Source organism: Pseudomonas sp. HP_14 (assembly GCF_055283875.1).
In genome coordinates this window covers 305,770-322,405 of record NZ_JBTOQI010000033.1, presented here as the reverse complement: position 1 = coordinate 322,405, position 16,636 = coordinate 305,770, and the positions used below count along the sequence as shown (strand labels likewise).

General features: G+C 53.2%; 15 protein-coding genes. All 15 read left to right on the top strand.

Annotation, left to right across the window (positions count from 1 at the left end; genetic code table 11):
* Positions 1 to 17: 17 nt before the first annotated feature.
* Positions 18 to 1,331 carry an N-acetyl sugar amidotransferase gene (locus tag ACYASS_RS19100; protein ID WP_243246562.1) on the top strand — a complete coding sequence of 438 codons (1,314 nt, stop codon included), beginning with the start codon at positions 18 to 20 and terminating at the stop codon, positions 1,329 to 1,331.
* Positions 1,328 to 2,089 carry an imidazole glycerol phosphate synthase subunit HisF gene (gene hisF, locus ACYASS_RS19095; protein WP_243246563.1) on the top strand — a complete coding sequence of 254 codons (762 nt, stop codon included), beginning with the start codon at positions 1,328 to 1,330 and terminating at the stop codon, positions 2,087 to 2,089. The genes ACYASS_RS19100 and hisF overlap by 4 nt, the downstream gene beginning before the upstream one ends.
* Positions 2,082 to 2,732 carry an imidazole glycerol phosphate synthase subunit HisH gene (hisH, locus tag ACYASS_RS19090; protein WP_463587258.1) on the top strand — a complete coding sequence of 217 codons (651 nt, stop codon included), beginning with the start codon at positions 2,082 to 2,084 and terminating at the stop codon, positions 2,730 to 2,732. Before hisF ends, hisH begins: the two co-directional genes overlap by 8 nt.
* Positions 2,729 to 3,418 carry an acylneuraminate cytidylyltransferase family protein gene (locus ACYASS_RS19085; protein WP_463587257.1) on the top strand — a complete coding sequence of 230 codons (690 nt, stop codon included), beginning with the start codon at positions 2,729 to 2,731 and terminating at the stop codon, positions 3,416 to 3,418. Before hisH ends, ACYASS_RS19085 begins: the two co-directional genes overlap by 4 nt.
* Positions 3,419 to 3,506: 88 nt before the next feature.
* Positions 3,507 to 4,739 carry a lipopolysaccharide biosynthesis protein gene (locus tag ACYASS_RS19080; protein WP_463587256.1) on the top strand — a complete coding sequence of 411 codons (1,233 nt, stop codon included), beginning with the start codon at positions 3,507 to 3,509 and terminating at the stop codon, positions 4,737 to 4,739.
* A complete protein-coding gene (locus tag ACYASS_RS19075) occupies positions 4,736 to 5,839 on the top strand; it encodes an O-antigen ligase family protein (RefSeq protein ID WP_463587255.1) in 1,104 nt (367 codons plus the stop codon). The genes ACYASS_RS19080 and ACYASS_RS19075 overlap by 4 nt, the downstream gene beginning before the upstream one ends.
* A gap of 1 nt (position 5,840) precedes the next feature.
* Complete coding sequence (locus tag ACYASS_RS19070; RefSeq protein ID WP_463587254.1) at positions 5,841 to 7,256, top strand: hypothetical protein; 1,416 nt, start codon at positions 5,841 to 5,843, stop codon at positions 7,254 to 7,256.
* Entirely contained in the window at positions 7,257 to 7,772 is a 516-nt protein-coding gene (locus ACYASS_RS19065) for an acyltransferase (RefSeq protein ID WP_463587253.1), read from the top strand.
* A complete protein-coding gene (locus tag ACYASS_RS19060) occupies positions 7,765 to 8,799 on the top strand; it encodes a polysaccharide biosynthesis protein (protein WP_243246570.1) in 1,035 nt (344 codons plus the stop codon). The genes ACYASS_RS19065 and ACYASS_RS19060 overlap by 8 nt, the downstream gene beginning before the upstream one ends.
* A 2-nt stretch (positions 8,800 to 8,801) precedes the next feature.
* Entirely contained in the window at positions 8,802 to 9,920 is a 1,119-nt protein-coding gene (gene wbjC / locus ACYASS_RS19055; protein WP_463587252.1) for a UDP-2-acetamido-2,6-beta-L-arabino-hexul-4-ose reductase, read from the top strand.
* Positions 9,921 to 9,943: 23 nt separating this feature from the next.
* Complete coding sequence (gene wecB / locus ACYASS_RS19050; RefSeq protein ID WP_243246572.1) at positions 9,944 to 11,074, top strand: non-hydrolyzing UDP-N-acetylglucosamine 2-epimerase; 1,131 nt, start codon at positions 9,944 to 9,946, stop codon at positions 11,072 to 11,074.
* A 14-nt stretch (positions 11,075 to 11,088) separates the two neighbouring features.
* A complete protein-coding gene (locus tag ACYASS_RS19045) occupies positions 11,089 to 12,345 on the top strand; it encodes a glycosyltransferase family 4 protein (protein WP_463587251.1) in 1,257 nt (418 codons plus the stop codon).
* The gene (locus ACYASS_RS19040) at positions 12,342 to 13,319 is read left to right on the top strand and encodes a UDP-glucose 4-epimerase family protein (protein WP_463587250.1); all 978 of its coding nucleotides are present in this window, start codon (positions 12,342 to 12,344) and stop codon (positions 13,317 to 13,319) included. The genes ACYASS_RS19045 and ACYASS_RS19040 overlap by 4 nt, the downstream gene beginning before the upstream one ends.
* On the top strand, positions 13,316 to 14,326 hold the full coding sequence (locus ACYASS_RS19035) for an MraY family glycosyltransferase (protein WP_463587249.1): 1,011 nt from the start codon (positions 13,316 to 13,318) through the stop codon (positions 14,324 to 14,326). The genes ACYASS_RS19040 and ACYASS_RS19035 overlap by 4 nt, the downstream gene beginning before the upstream one ends.
* 109 nt (positions 14,327 to 14,435) lie before the next feature.
* Positions 14,436 to 16,430 (top strand): polysaccharide biosynthesis protein, encoded by a 1,995-nt coding sequence (locus tag ACYASS_RS19030; RefSeq protein WP_463587248.1) that lies wholly within the window; start codon positions 14,436 to 14,438, stop codon positions 16,428 to 16,430.
* The last annotated feature ends 206 nt before the right edge of the window (positions 16,431 to 16,636 follow it).

Below are 16,636 nucleotides of genomic sequence, written 5' to 3'. Positions count from 1 at the left end.
TATGATTGGAGAATGATTTGAAAATTACCCCTAGTTCGTCCACTGATCTGTCCAGATTCTCCAAGCCTGTGGGTGAATTGGAAGTCTTCTACGGACTTCCGCGTGACGTGAAATTTTGCAAAATCTGCAACATGTCTAATCAGCAGCCGATGTCGAGCAACGAGTACGCGCATAGCCACAGCTCGACCAAAACAACGTTGAGCTTTGACGAAGAAGGCGTGTGTCATGCGTGTCGTTTCAACAAGCTCAAGGAAACCGGTGAAATCGACTGGGACGAGCGCGAGCGCGAGTTGCAGGAGCTATGCAACCAGTACCGGAAGTCTGACGGCTCGTACGACTGCATTGTAGGTGGCAGTGGCGGCAAAGACAGTGCCATGCAATCGCACCTGTTGAAATATAAGTACGGTATGAACCCGCTTACCGTTACCTGGTCTCCGCATTTGTATACCGATATCGGCTGGAAGAATTTTCAGAACTGGCTGCATGTCGGCGGTTTCGATAACTTCCTGTATACACCCAACGGTAAAATTCACCGCCTGCTGACGCGTAACGCGACTATTAATCTTCTTCACCCTTTTCAGCCTTTTATTCTCGGGCAAAAGACGTTCGTTGCAAAAATGGCCGCTCAGCTCAATATTCCGCTGATTTTCTACGGGGAAATGCCGGGTGAGTATGGCGAAAAAATCTCCCACAAGACGTCTAGCTATGCTGCTGCCAGCGAGTCAGCAGAAGCTGAAGGTTTCTCGTTGGATTATATTGGCGATACAGATGTAAGGGACATTTATCTAGGCGGCCAGCAGATCGGGAAATACCTGGATGAAGGTGTTCCACTGGTGGATTTGAAAAGTTATTTGCCAATGCCCCCTGATGTGCTGGAGCGCAAAGGGATTGATTTCAAATACCTGGGGTACTACAAAAAGTGGGTGCCGCAGGAAGCTTACTATTATGCCGTTGAGAACACCGGGTTCGAGGCTAATCCAGTCCGGACGGAAGGGACATACTCGAAGTACAACAGCCTCGACGACAAAGTAGATGGCTTCTTCTACTTCACCCGCTGGATCAAATTTGGTGTCGGTCGGACCATGATGGATTCCGCACAGGAAATCCGAAACCATCACATTGACAAGGAAGAAGCGTGCGCGCTCATGCGTCGCTACGAGGGTGAATACCCGGCTCGTTATGAGAAAGAATTCCTGGACTACATCAGCATGGACCGTGAAGAGTTTTTGGCGATCTGCGATCGCTTCCGCTCTCCACACCTCTGGCATGTAGTGGACGGTGAATGGAAGTTGCGTCATACGCCTTGGGATCAGCAAGGGTTTGGTGCATGAGTAATACCCGCCTCATTGCGCGCCTTGATGTCAAAGGCGCCAACCTGATAAAGGGGATTCATCTGGAGGGGCTGAGAATCATCGGCCCCCCTAATGACTTCGCTGCGAAGTACTACGAGCAGGGTATTGACGAGCTTATCTACATGGACTGTGTGGCCAGCCTCTACGGGCGCAACAGCCTTGGCCATTTGATTCAACAAACGGCAGAGAATGTTTTCATTCCCATGACGGTGGGGGGAGGCGTTCGCTCCGTCGATGATGTTACCCATTTGTTGCGATGCGGTGCTGACAAGGTTGCAGTTAACACTGCGGCGGTGAATCAGCCCGCACTCATTACCGAAATCGCAAGGCGCTTTGGAAGCCAGTGCATGGTTCTTTCCATTGAAGCGAAACGGATGGGCCCTGATCGCTGGGAAGTGTTTACTGACAATGGTCGGGAAAGTACTGGACTTGATGTTGTCGAGTGGGCGGCCAAGGGTATGGCGCTGGGTGCTGGAGAGATTCTGTTGACCTCTGTCGACCAAGAGGGAACCCGCAAAGGCTTTGATCTGCCTCTGGTTCGGGCGGTGAGCAGCGTGGTCGATATCCCGGTGATTGCCAGCGGGGGAATGGGGAAGGCCGATGATATTGTTGCGGCGGTTGCGTCTGGCGCCGATGCTGCTGCCATGGCGGACATCCTGCATTACAACCGCGAATCACTGGCAGATATTCGCCGACAGGTATTAGCGGGTGGAGTAAGAGTGCGTGACTATGAGTAATGTAATCAGCCTGGTTGATTATGGTGTCGGTAATCTTCTTAGCGTACGGCGGGCATTAGAGCATTGCGGCGCCCAGGTTGAGCTCGTCACTACGCCTGAGCAGCTCGCCTGTGCGGGTAAGGTGTTGCTCCCTGGTGTCGGCGCTTACGCTAACGCGATGGCGATATTGTCGGAGAATGGTTTAGCCGACGGTCTGAGAGATTTTTCTCGCACGGGGAATCCGCTGTTGGGTATTTGTCTGGGTATGCAGTTGTTACTCGACAGCAGTACCGAATTTGGTTTTGTTGAAGGACTGGGTTTGATTCCTGGTAGCGTGCTGCCCATTCCTCGCAAGGGTGTGAGCGGAGAGTCCGTGAAAGTACCGAACATAGGTTGGCGCGATCTGCAGCCTGCGTCGGGGCGTGACGGTTGGAATGACACGCTGCTACATGGAACTCAGCGAGAGAACAATGCTGTTTACTTTGTTCACTCGTTTATGGCGGTCCCTGATTCTGACGAGCATCGGGTAGCTGATTGCATGTATGGAGGAGCGCCGGTCGCTGCCGTGATTGAGAATGGCAATGTTTGGGGGGCTCAGTTCCACCCCGAAAAAAGCGGCAAAGTGGGTCTTTCAATGCTCCAAACATTTGTAAACCTCAGATGAATATCCTTGCAGTTGTACCGGCGCGTGGCGGTTCCAAGCGCTTACCTGGCAAGAATATAAAGCTGTTAGGTGGAAAGCCCTTAATCGCCTGGACACTCGAGGCCGCTCTTAGTAGTGGTGAGTTCATTGATGTAGTCGTCACGACGGATGACAGCAACATCGCGAGTGTTGCTGAACAGTTCGGCGGGTCTGTCCCCTATTTGCGGAGTGCTGAGTTAGCAACGGATACCGCTACCAGCTATGACGTGGTGATGGATGTCCTCAAGCACTACGAGGCTACTCATGGGGAGGTTGATGGCGTCATGCTACTTCAACCTACCTCGCCGTTTCGGACCTCTGAGTCGATGAGTGCCGCTGTGCAACTGTTCGTTTCCAGTCGGGCGCCTGTGGTAAGCGTATGCGCAGCGGCGGTTCATCCTGCGTGGACGTTCAAAATTATCGAATCTTCACTCGACCCTTTTCTGGGATGGGACGATGTAGCCCAGAGGTCCCAAGACCTCACGCCAGCCTATACGTTGACGGGATCTCTTTATTTGATTAGTCCGCAGGATCTTCGCCGTCACAAACGATTCTTGATTCCGGGTACGCAGCCACTTGTTACCGGCAGTGGGGCGGAGGCGCTTGATATCGACACTGCTGATGATTGGCAGTTGGCTTTGAATTATCTGGCGTGCATGCGTCCATAGATAATTACGCAAACAGTTGCCGTTAAGTTTCAGCCATTAACCGGTTGTGCTAGTGCAGTGTTCAATCAATGTGTGCTGAGTATTGATAATGAGTCTAAAACAAATAGGCGGCGCAGCGGTTATTTATACTGCCTCTAATGGGTTTGCATCAGGTGCGCAGCTGCTCCTGCTTTTTTATTGTGCCTATGTCCTCCCCGGAGAAGCGCTGGGAACTCAGACATTGTTTATGGCCGTTGTAGCGCTTTCCAGTCAGGTTCTGGGATTAGGGTTGGTTGCGGCTTTTCAGAGGGATTTTTTTTCTGCAGAACCAGAACAGCGGCCTTTATACCTGTCTAGTATTGTCTGGATGTTGTTGATGAGCGGTATGGTTTGCTGCGTCGTTGCGGTCTTGGTGGGGGCCGTCGTTTCTTCTTATTGGCTGGCTGCTCTGTACGTATTGCCTGTAGCACTTTTGGGCGCGCTAGGGCAGGCGCTTCAACAAGTTATTTTAGTGGTGTGGCAGTCTGAGGGTGCTCCACGACCTTATCTTTTCTACATGCTTTTTTATTGTGGCCTTCAGCTTGTTATCCCCGTCGCGCTTTTAAATATGTGGGGGGTTAGATGGGAAAGTGCCGTTTACGGCCAGGCACTGGTGTTTATTGTCGGCGGCCTCATGTCTGTGTATGGGTTACGCGTTAAGGGGTATTTAACGCTCTCATTAAGCCGCGCTTACCTGAAGAAAGCATTAGCCTATGGGCTTCCCCTGGTCCCTTACCAGATAGCCGGTTGGGGAATGGCGATGCTGGATAGATTTATTATCACCGGTGTACTTGGTGTCGCCATCGCAGGTTATTACGCGCTGGCCTTTCAGGTCTCACAGCTGGTAAATATTGCTTCTGGTGGCTTTGTTCAGGCCTTCACCCCTTGGCTTTATAAGGTCCTCGGTGATAAAGACGCTCGAACAATGGAGGTTGGCCGTCTGGTTTTTATCTATTCAGCATCTCTATCCGTACTGTGTTTGGTAAGTTTTCTAGCTTTTAAGGGCGTTGTAATCGTTATGGATCAGGAGTCTTACTGGCAGGCGTTGGGTTTTGCACCCTGGCTGTTTGCTGCCATGTTTTTCAATGGAATGTACAGAATAGCCAGCAGTTATTGTCTGTATTATGGCCAGACCCGTGCTTTGGCGTGGATGATCGGTGCTGTCGCGTTGCTTAGTGGTGTTCTGAATTGGTATTTGGTCCCTCTTTATGGGGCTATATCGGCAGCATGGACCTCCTGCTTTTCTTTTGCGTTGTTATTTGCTGCAACGTCCTTGTTTACTCGTCGTAGGTATAACGCATGAGGCTTCTCTCTTCGTCGTCAGGAACTCTCGCTGAACGCCATTCATGGTTGGCCGGATTCTGTCTTGCGTTTCCTTTTGCTTACCCGGGTGTACCGTATTATTGGATAGCGTTCGCAGTTTTTGGCTCGATGCTGTTCTACGGTCGGCAACCCATACCGTTGCGAATACAGTTGCTTATCACCCTCGCCATGTTGAGCGCTGCGTTATCCAGTTACCTCGGCCTTTCAGGGTATTACATCGGCGAACGGCAGATTGCAGGTTCAATCCTGTTTTATGGGTTTTTTGTCTTCGGTTCTTTGGTTCCTGATTTACAACGATTTTTCAAAGGGCTGTTTGCGGGTATCTGTGTGGTCGCAATGCTCGTGATGCTGGTATTTTTTATTGAGCGCCCTTATCAGGTCGGATTGATAATGTTCTCTGTGGCCGAGTATCGTCTCTGGGGCGCCCATTATTTCCCTGATTGGCCGAACTACTTGGCATTTATGCTTGGGTTGGGTTTTCTGTTGGGCATTTTCGTCGAGCGTCGTTTTGTCCTGGCGGCCGTTTGCTTGATAGCCGCTTTTATGACCACTTCTCGAACGCCACTGTTTGCGCTGGGATTTGCGCTGATTTTCATTTTCTTCAAGATGGGATGGCGGGCGCGTATTATTTCGTTTTTGGCAGGGTTGGTATTTTTGATTATCAGCGCAGTAGTGCTATTGCCGACTGCGGATATGGGGGCGGAGTTTTTCGTACGACTCTTCTTGTTTTCTGATCGCGCGGAGGTTTACTCCTCAGCCTGGCGTCTCTTTGAGGTTTCGCCTTACCTCGGGAGTGGAGCGGTATTGCTGGATGAGCGCGTTGGTAATCACGGCGCCGCTTCGTTTCACAACACGTATCTGGACATTCTCGTCCGGCAGGGTTTTTTGGGACTGATAATTTTTCTGGCGCTGGTGTTTCCGAACATTCGCCGCGCACGCCCTGAACACGTTTGGATGATGGGGGCGATTATTATGTATTTTTTGGTCCCCTCAATGTTCCAGAACTTCCTGAAGCACCCCCATTTCGTAATGATTTACTCAGCGATCTTGGCGACTCTTGTTCGGCGGAAGGATTTGTAAGATGAGCCTGGAATACTGCGTACTGACAGATGGGTCGGTTGTTCAAGCTGTTGATATACGTGCTAAGTACGCATTGAGCATCTTTCAGACAGATTTATTCTACGAAGTCTGTGAGGTGTTGGCGCGTCGGCATCGCCTTGAGGGTGTAGAACACAAGGTGTTAGTGAATCTGTACGCGCTGAAATCTTCTCGGGTAAAAGATATTGCAGCGCTTGTCTATTATGTCAGTGAGCACCTTTATGACGTGGCAGAAGTGCATGGTCGTGATGACTCGAACTTCGTTTTACGCGCCCTTGTAGATACTGATGCTTTATCCATTCACAGCATTGGGGATGCCCCTGGCTCGCATGTCGAAAGGTCTGCGCGACTGTCGATCGCAATGAAAATTATTTTTCACAGGGTCTTCCGACTGATACCGTCGCGAGTTCGCACTTCAGACACTGTCGTCAGGGGGTGGGTTGACGTCACTGAAGCGATGTACCCTGAGGAGGTCTTCGAGTCCACCCTGATGCTCTACCCATTTCCCTACGGCGTTGCTCGCCAGTTTCGCTTCTTCAGGTCCATGCGGCGACGTGGGGCAAAAGTGAAATTTGTAGGTTTGCCATATCCTGTTATCTCTCTGGCGCGTTTGTTGTTGGGGGGGGGCAAGCTTGATGCCCATATCGTCCGTCTTGAAACACAGGCTTATCAGCGTTATGCGCGCGAGCTAATTGCTATGGGCGTGCGCAAAGTGCGTACCAGTGACGAATTCGAGGTGGGCGCAGTCGCCATGTACGAACGTCTTATGGACGGTGGGGTAGAGGTGGTGAATACCGCCCATGGTGTTGGGCTATATTCGCCTTATGTCGCTTACAGCGAATTCAAGGGTGTGAACATCGCGCAGTCAAATTTTTACCGGCAGCGATGCCCGCGTATGAAGCCGGGCCTACGGAGAAGTAAAAACTCAACGTTGCCTCTTGCTTCCGCCGACGCCGCTCGAAATCTCCCTCCAGCGATCGTGCTACTGGATCAGAACTTCATGGTTTTCAATTGTGTTGCGGAAGCTGAGGCACTTGCTGAAACACAGCGCCTTCTTGAAGCGTTCTGCGCCTCGGCAAAGCTTCCACTGTTCATAAAGATTCATCCTAACAGTGCGCCAACGGAACAATCTGACCACGTCAGGCAGGTTAGGGATTGGGCTGATCTCGCTGGCTATCGTCCTGTTTTCGTCACAATAAACTCGACTGCCTTTTATGATGTTCAGGGTTATGGCCCTATTCTGGTGTGCGATGAGCCCTCTTTCCTCCCCGTCATCTACTTTGGTGAGGATTTGCTGGTTTACCGCTTCGACACTCTGGCCACAATGCTCGAAAATCTGATCAGCGAAAATGGCTGGTGGTCCGCTGCCTCCAGACACATGCCAATTGCGGGTGACTAAGTGATCAAGCGTTTTTTACTTTTCCTCTATACAGGTTTTCAGTTGCGGGCTCTTTATCGCTTTAGACGCGTGGGCGCGAGAGTTCGTCTCGGTAGGCGATTGTTCGTGTTCCCTAATAAGGTAAGCCTGGGTGAATATTGTTATGTCGGTTCGGGCTGTTATCTCGATGGAGATATCACGATTGGGGCCTACACGATGCTTGCCAATAACGTTGCGATCGTCGGAGGCGACCACGCATTTGGTTGCCCAGGGGTCACGATGCGGGATGGTGGGCGTGAGGAGTGGAGGCCTACGGCACTAGGCCGTGATGTTTGGGTGGGGCACGGTGCAATCATCCTGAATGGTCTCAGTATCGGTGACGGAGCAATTGTTGCGGCAGGATCGGTGGTCACCAAAAATGTGGAGGCCTTTTCCGTTGTTGCTGGTAACCCGGCCCGCCACCTAAAATGGCGGTTTGATGAGGCAGGGCAAAAAGTGCATATAGAACGGTTGGACAGGAGCGGTACGCATGTTTGATTCAAAGAAGCTGTTGATCTCAGGCGGCACCGGCTCTTTCGGCAATGCTGTTCTCAAGCGTTTTCTCGACACGGACATTGCTGAAATCCGGATCTTCAGCCGTGATGAGAAAAAGCAGGACGACATGCGCAAGCTGTACGCCAGCAGCAAGCTGAAGTTCTACATTGGTGACGTGCGCGATTATCAGAGCGTGCTTAACGCGACGCGCGGGGTTGACTATATTTTCCATGCTGCTGCGCTCAAGCAGGTCCCGTCATGCGAATTCCATCCTATGGAAGCGGTCAAGACGAACGTCATTGGCACCGAGAACCTGTTGGAAGCTGCAATTCAGAATGAGGTGCGCCGCGTCGTTTGTCTGAGCACCGATAAAGCTGTTTATCCGATCAACGCCATGGGTATTTCCAAGGCGATGATGGAAAAAGTCATGGTCGCGAAGTCTCGTAATATCGACGATACAAAGACGGTGATCTGCGGCACGCGTTACGGCAACGTCATGGCGTCGCGTGGCTCGGTGATTCCGCTGTTCATCGAGCAGATTCGCGCTGGCAAAGAGCTGACGCTGACTGATCCCAACATGACGCGTTTCATGATGACGCTTTCGGATGCTGTAGATCTGGTTCTGTATGCGTTTGAACACGGAAACAATGGCGATCTGTTTGTACAAAAAGCGCCAGCTGCGACTGTTCAGACCCTTGCCCAGGCGCTGACCAGTCTGGTGGGTAAGCCCGATCATCCGATTCAGGTCATCGGTACCCGGCATGGCGAAAAACTGTATGAAGCCTTGTTGAGCCGCGAAGAAATGGCGTGCGCTGAAGACATGGGTGAGTACTACCGTATTCCGCCGGATCTCCGTGACCTGAACTACGCCAAGTTTGTAGAGCAGGGTGAAACCAGGATTTCATCCACTGAAGACTACAACTCTCACAATACCGAGCGGCTGGATGTTGAAGGTATGCAGCGCCTGTTGCTGAAGCTTGACTTCATGCGGGCTATCCAGCGTGGCGAAAACGCCACGCCGGAGGAGTGAGGATGAAAGTCCTGATTACCGGCGCCAATGGATTTGTCGGTCAGAATCTCGTCGCCCGTCTGGGTGAGCGTACCGATGTGGAAGTGCTGAGTTATACCCGTGCAGATAGCATGGACAGCCTTCCGGGGCTCGTGGCACAGGCTGACTTTGTTTTTCACCTGGCAGGCGTCAATCGCCCTCAGGATCCTCAAGAGTTTCGTACCGGTAATACCGACCTGACCACGGCGTTGTGCAATGCTGTTGCGGCTTGTGGCAGACCGGTGCCTGTTTTGTACACCTCGTCAATTCAGGCCGGGCAGGAAAACCCGTATGGCAGCAGCAAACGGGGTGCTGAAGAGGCGCTTCTGGCATTGCATGCAGCGCATCAGGTGCCGGTGTTCCTGTTCCGTTTGCCCAATGTGTTTGGCAAATGGGCGCGCCCGAATTACAACTCGGCTGTAGCGACCTTTTGCCACAATATTGCTCGCGATCTGCCTATCACCATCAATGATCCTTCTGCGTCAATATCTTTGGTTTACATTGACGATGTTGTTAGCCGGTTCATGGCGATCATGGACGGTGCGTCCGCAGACCAGCCTTTTGTCTGCGTCGAACCTGAATATTCGATCAGCGTCGGCGATCTTTCGCAGCAATTGCATGCCTTTCGCGACAGTCGCCAGTCGATGGTCACAGAGCCGGTGGGCACCGGATTGGTTCGGGCGCTGTACTCGACCTATCTCAGCTATTTGCCTCCTGAGCGATTTACCTATGAAGTCCCACGGCACGCCGATCCCCGTGGCGTGTTCGTGGAGATGCTCAAGACCCGCGATTCGGGTCAGTTTTCCTACTTCACGGCGCACCCCGGCATCACCCGCGGCGGGCACTACCACCATTCGAAAACTGAAAAGTTTCTGGTCATCAAAGGCAATGCCTGTTTTCGTTTCCGTCACATCGTGTCTGGTGAGTTTTATGAGTTGTTCACCACGGGGGAGCGACCGCAGATCGTCGAGACAGTACCTGGCTGGACGCACGACATCACCAACGTCGGCGACGACGAGATGATTGTGATGCTCTGGGCCAACGAAATTTTTGATCGCGAGCATCCGGACACTTTTGCCCGCCCCGTCGGTACCGAAGCCTGAGCCGCTGTTGACAGGATATTGAAATGAAAAAGCTGAAAATTGTAACGGTCGTAGGTACACGACCGGAGATTATTCGTTTGTCGCGCGTGATGGCGGCCCTGGATGAGCACTGCGATCACATTCTGGTGCATACCGGCCAGAACTATGACTACGAACTTAACGAGATATTTTTTCAGGACCTCGGCATACGCAAGCCTGATCATTTCCTTAATGCCGCGGGCGCCAGTGGTGCGGAAACCATTGGTAATGTGATTATTGCTGTCGACCGCGTACTGGCTGAGATTGAACCCGAGGCGCTTCTGGTGCTGGGGGATACGAATAGCTGCATGGCTGTTTTGCCCGCCAAGCGTCGCAAAATCCCCACCTTTCATATGGAAGCAGGCAATCGCTGTTTCGATATGCGTGTGCCTGAGGAAATCAATCGGCGTATCGTTGATCACACGGCGGATATCAACCTTACCTACAGCACCATCGCCCGTGATTACCTGCTGCGCGAAGGGCTGCCTGCCGATCGGGTGATCAAGACCGGTAGCCCGATGTTTGAAGTACTGGGTTACTACCGTGAGGGGATCGATAACTCTGATGTCCTGACGCGTCTCGGTCTCGAGTCCGGAAAGTTCTTCGTGGTCAGTGCGCACCGCGAGGAGAACATCGACTCGGACAAAAACTTCCTCAAGCTGGCTGATGTGCTCAACACAGTAGCCGAGCAGTTCGGCCTGCCGGTCATTGTGTCGACGCATCCACGGACACAGAAGCGTTTTGACGCCATGGGTGTAGAGTTTCACGCCAATGTGCGCTTGTTGAAACCGCTAGGGTTCAAGGACTACAACAAGCTTCAGCTCGAGTCCAAAGCCGTGCTGTCCGATAGCGGCACCATAAGCGAAGAGTCCTCCATCCTGAACTTTCCTGCACTGAACATCCGCGAGGCGCACGAGCGTCCGGAAGGGATGGAGGAGGCGGCGGTGATGATGGTCGGGCTGGAAACCGAGCGTGTGCTGCAAGGACTTTGTGTTCTTGAAAGCCAGGGGCGAGGTGATGCACGTAGCTTGCGTCTGGTCGCTGACTACAGCATGCCCAACGTTTCGGACAAGGTCGTGCGTATACTGCATAGCTACACCGACTACGTGAATCGCGTCGTCTGGAAGCAATACTGATTCGAGTAGTAAGCATGTGTGAAAGCAGTTTGAGAGTTCTGGTCGTTACGCAGTATTTCTGGCCAGAGAACATGCGGATCAATGATCTGGTTCGCGATCTTTCGGAAAAAGGCCATCAGGTTACCGTACTGACCGGGTTGCCCAATTATCCTGAAGGAGCCGTGTTCGAGCAGTTTCGCGAAAAACCGGAAGCATTCAGCGCCTACTGTGGTGCTGAAGTGGTGAGAGTACCGCTGATCCCGAGGGGCAAACGCAGTATCAGCCTGGCGCTGAATTATCTTTCGTTCTTTTTCAGCGCCTCGACCCTTGGCGCGTTCAAGCTGCGTAAGCATGAATTCGATACTGTCTTCGTCTATGCCGTATCACCCATCATGGCAGCCATTCCTGCACTGGTGATCGGGCGGCTGAAGCGTGCACCTGTCTTTGTCTGGGTACTGGACTTGTGGCCGGAGACATTGCGTGCGGTTGGTGTGCTCAAGCAGCCAATGCTCCTGGGGCTTGTCGGCAAGGTCGTGTCCTGGATTTACAACCGCACGGATTACTTGCTGCTGCAGTCTCACGGTTTTATCGAGAACGTTCGACGCTATTGCACCCGACCTATCAATGACGAGCGTCTGGTCTACTTCCCCAGTTGGGCTGAAGACGATTTTTCATCCTCTACACCACCTGCTTGCGACCTGATTAAGCCGGATCCCGAGGCCTTTACTGTCGTGTTCGCCGGTAATCTGGGCGATGCTCAGGACTTTCCCGCGGTGCTGGATGCCGCCGAGTCGCTACGTGGAAGCGTATCTGTGCGCTGGGTGATCGTTGGCGATGGGCGAATGAGCGAATGGATTGCTGAGCAAATCGCGGCTCGTCAGTTGGACAATGTGCACTTGCTGGGGCGGCATCCGCTGGAGGCGATGCCTGGCTTGTTCGCGCAGGCTGACGCCTTGCTGGTTTCCCTGAAAACCAATGATGTGTTCGAAAAAACCATCCCGGGCAAAGTCCAGGCCTATCTGGCATCCGGCAGGCCTCTGCTCGGCATGATCAATGGTGAAGCGGCGCGAGTGATAAAAGAGTCAGGCGCAGGCTTTGCCTGTGATTCCGGAGATGCACTGGGGCTGGCTGCCATTACTCGTTCGCTGGCCGATGCATCGAAGGATCGTCGCGACGAGATGGGCCAGGCGGGCCGTCACTATTACGAGCAGCACTACGCCAAGGGCAATCTATTGATGCGCCTGGAATCCCTATTTCGTGATGCAACCCTTCGCAAGGCAAGCCAGCAATGAGTACTGCAGTTTTATTGACCGGTGCCACCGGTTTTGTTGGCAATGCATTGCTGAACAACCTTATCAAGCGCGGCGACAGGGTCGTAGCCGCCGTACGTGACGCCTCTGCAGCGCTTGATCCGCGGGCCTCGCTTGAGTACATCGCTGGCCTGGATGGCAAGACTGACTGGAGAGACTGTCTCAAGGACGTGCAAGTGGTGATCCATTCGGCCGCGCGCGTGCATGTGATGAACGACACCGAAGCCGATCCTCTGGCAGCTTTTCGCGCTGTCAATGTCGAAGGTACCCTTAATCTGGCGCGTCAGGCTGCGGCAGCAGGCGTTAAGCGCTTCATCTTCATCAGTTCAATCAAGGTCAATGGTGAGGGCACTGCGCCAGGCCAGTCTTATCGAGCAGATGACACTCCAGCTCCCGCCGACCCGTACGGCGTATCCAAGATGGAAGCGGAGCAGGGGCTGCGCGCGCTGGCCGAGCAAGTGGGTCTGGAGGTGGTGATCATTCGCCCTGTTCTGGTCTATGGCCCAGGGGTCAAGGCGAACTTCCTGTCGATGATGCGTTGGCTGGACAAAGGGGTACCGCTTCCTTTCGGCGCCATCGACAACCGACGCAGCCTCGTAGCGCTGGATAACCTGATCGATCTTATCCTTACGTGCATGACGCATCCTGCCGCTGCCAACCAGACGTTTCTGGTCAGTGACGGCGAAGACCTGTCGACAACCATGTTGTTGAAACGCATGGCTCGTGCTCTGGGGAAAACTGCGCGCTTGCTGCCGGTTCCGTCGGTGTTGCTTGTATGGGCCGCGACCCTGTTGGGAAGACGTTCGCTGTCCCAGCGCCTTTGCGGGTCCCTACAGGTCGATATTGAAAAAAACCGCTCGTTATTAGGCTGGACGCCGGTGGTAAATGTTGACGAGGCTTTGTCTATGGCTGCCCGTCCCTACCAGAAGCATGCACAGGAACAGGCAAAGAAATGACTCAATGGTGGCTTGTTCCGCTGGTGCTACTGGCGTCGTTATTGATGACCGCTGGCTTGCGCAGGTACGCGTTGGCAAAAAGTATCATCGACATTCCCAACGCGCGCAGCTCCCACGTCATCCCGACCCCCCGAGGCGGCGGCGTCGCCATCGTACTGGCGTTTCTGATCGTCCTTGCTGCGCTTGGCCTGAGTGGTCTTGCCGACTCCCGTTCAGTGATTGGTTTGGCCGGCGCTGGTGGCCTGATCGCGATCATTGGCTTTATGGATGATCACGGGCATATCGCAGCTCGTTGGCGTCTACTGGGGCATTTCACTTCAGCCGCGTGGGGGCTCTACTGGATGGGCGGCCTGCCACCGCTGTTGATGTTCGGTCATGAGTTTCATCTGGGGTGGATTGGCGCAGTTTTAGCGGCTTTTTATCTGGTCTGGGTGCTTAATCTTTACAACTTCATGGACGGAATCGATGGCATCGCAAGCATTGAAGCCATCTGCGTCTGCCTGGGGGCTTGTCTGATCTATGCGATGTCCGGTCACGCAGAGTTGATTACGTTCCCCTTGCTATTGGCTGCTGCTGTTACCGGTTTTCTGTTCTGGAACTTTCCCCCGGCACGCATTTTCATGGGCGATGCTGGAAGCGGTTTTCTGGGCGTTATTCTGGGTCTGCTTTCACTGCAGGCGGCTTGGGCCGAGCCCTCCCTGCTGTGGAGCTGGCTGATCCTGCTGGGTGTATTCATTGTCGACGCTACAGTGACACTGATACATCGCTTGATTCGGGGCGAGAAGGTATATGAGGCCCATCGTTCTCATGCCTACCAATTTGCGACGCGCCGGTTTGGGCGGCACCTGTCAGTGACCCTCACCGTCGCGGTGATAAATATCGTCTGGTTGCTGCCTCTGGCAATGGCCGTCGGGGTATGGGGGATGGAGGGTACGACGGCATTGGTTCTTGCGTATGCCCCTCTGGTTGTACTCGCATTCAAGTTTTCAGCCGGAGCTGCCGAATAAGTCGGCGGGACGCTTTGTAATAAAATTGCTACACACCGGTTTTTTCATCAACTCTGTGCCTGTCGAAATCGTACAATGCGGCACGGAGTCTGTTGGAAGCAGAGGGATGATGATGAAGTTACGCTCGCGAATGCTTGGTCTTTCGCGCAAGAACAAGCGGATTGTGCAGGTTGGCGCCGATATTGTGCTGATCTGGATAGCGTTGGTGCTCGCCTTCGTCGTGCGATTGGGTTTTGACGCTGCCTATTTGCCTATCTCGAATCACGTCTGGTTGTTTGCCACTGCGCCTGTATTGACGATTCCTATCTTCATCCGTTTTGGCATGTACCGTGCCGTAATGCGATTTTTCGGCAACGATGCGCTTGTTACCATTGGCAAGGCTGTTAGCCTCTCTGCGCTCTTGCTGGCACTTGTTGTCTACTGGTACAGCGACCATCAGGTCGTTGTACCGCGCTCAATCGTTTTCAATTACTGGTGGCTGAGCCTCGTCATGATCGGCGGCTTGCGATTACTCATGCGCCAGTATTTTTTAGGTGACTGGTTCATGGGAACTCTCCATGTGCCTTTCGCTACGCGGCACGACGGACTCCCCAAGGTTGCTATCTATGGTGCCGGTGCGGCCGGTAATCAACTGGTAGCAGCATTACGCATGGGGCGTTTGATGCGACCGGTGGCGTTCATTGATGATGATGACAACATCAGCAAACGCACTATTGCCGGACTACAGGTTTACAAGCCTAAACATATCCAGCAGATGATCGACGCCACGGGTGCCGAGGAGATTCTTCTGGCCGTGCCATCGGCGACCCGTGCGCGTCGCCGGGAAATTCTCGAGTACCTGGAAGGTTATCCGCTGCATGTGCGCAGTGTGCCCGGGTTTATGGACTTGGCCAGCGGCCGGGTGAAGGTTGACGACATCCAGGAAGTGGACATTGCCGACCTGCTCGGGCGTGATGCTGTACCTGCTCAGGAAGATCTGCTGGAGCATTGCATCGTCGGCAAGGTCGTATTGGTTACCGGAGCTGGCGGGTCGATTGGTTCCGAACTGTGTAGGCAAATCCTGGAGCAGGGGCCTACGACGCTGTTGATGTTCGAGCACAGCGAATTCAATCTTTACAGCATCATGAACGAGCTGGAGCAGCATGCGAACAGGAGCTCCTTGCCCGTTCAGCTCCTGCCGGTGCTTGGCTCCGTACGCAATGCCGGGAAATTACTGGAGGTCATGACAGCATGGAAGGTTGACACCGTTTACCATGCAGCCGCCTATAAACATGTCCCTATGGTTGAGCACAACATTGCCGAAGGCATCCTTAATAATGTCATTGGTACGCTGAATACAGCACAGACGGCCATACAGGCGGGCGTGAGTAATTTCGTGCTGGTTTCGACGGATAAGGCTGTAAGGCCGACCAATGTAATGGGCAGTACAAAACGCTTGGCGGAGATGGTATTGCAAGCGTTGAGCCAGGAAAGCGCTCCGGTTCTTTTCGGCAAAGCTGACAATGTTCCCTGCTTGAACAAAACCCGTTTTACCATGGTCCGCTTCGGCAATGTTCTGGGTTCTTCAGGATCAGTGATCCCGGTCTTTCATCGCCAGATAAAGGCTGGAGGTCCGATTACAGTAACCCACCCCAATATCACCCGCTATTTCATGACCATTCCTGAGGCTGCACAGCTGGTGATTCAGGCTGGCTCAATGGGGCAGGGGGGAGACGTTTTCGTGCTGGATATGGGCGAACCCGTGAAAATCGTAGCGCTGGCGGAAAAAATGGTTCATTTGTCAGGCTTGAGCATTCGTTCTGAGCGTAATCCGCATGGTGATATAGCGTTGGAGTTCACCGGCCTCAGGCCCGGTGAGAAATTGTATGAAGAGCTTTTGATCGGCGACAACGTATCCGCGACACGTCACCCTATGATCATGAGCGCGCACGAGGACTGCTACACATGGGAGGCGCTGAAGGAGCTGATAGGAGAACTCCTTGAGTCGTTGGAGAAGGATGATTACGATCAGGTCCGAAAAAACCTGCGTCGCATCGTGAGTGGTTATAACCCAGACGGTGAAATTGTCGACTGGTTTTATCTGCAGCGACGCAAGCCGGGCTAAGCGTTGTAGGCGTGGGTTCGGTGCCGCAAAAGCATCGCACCCAGCCTGGAAGCGAGGCTCTGGATTCTGCTCGGCCATCAGGCGCTGACACGGCGCTGTATCTTTCCAAGTCTGCCTGGTGCATGAGATTGTTTGCTAAATCGCTTGGCAAGCGTTGACTTGTAAAGACTGTCGCCCGCAAAATCCCGAAATAACCCTATTGACGC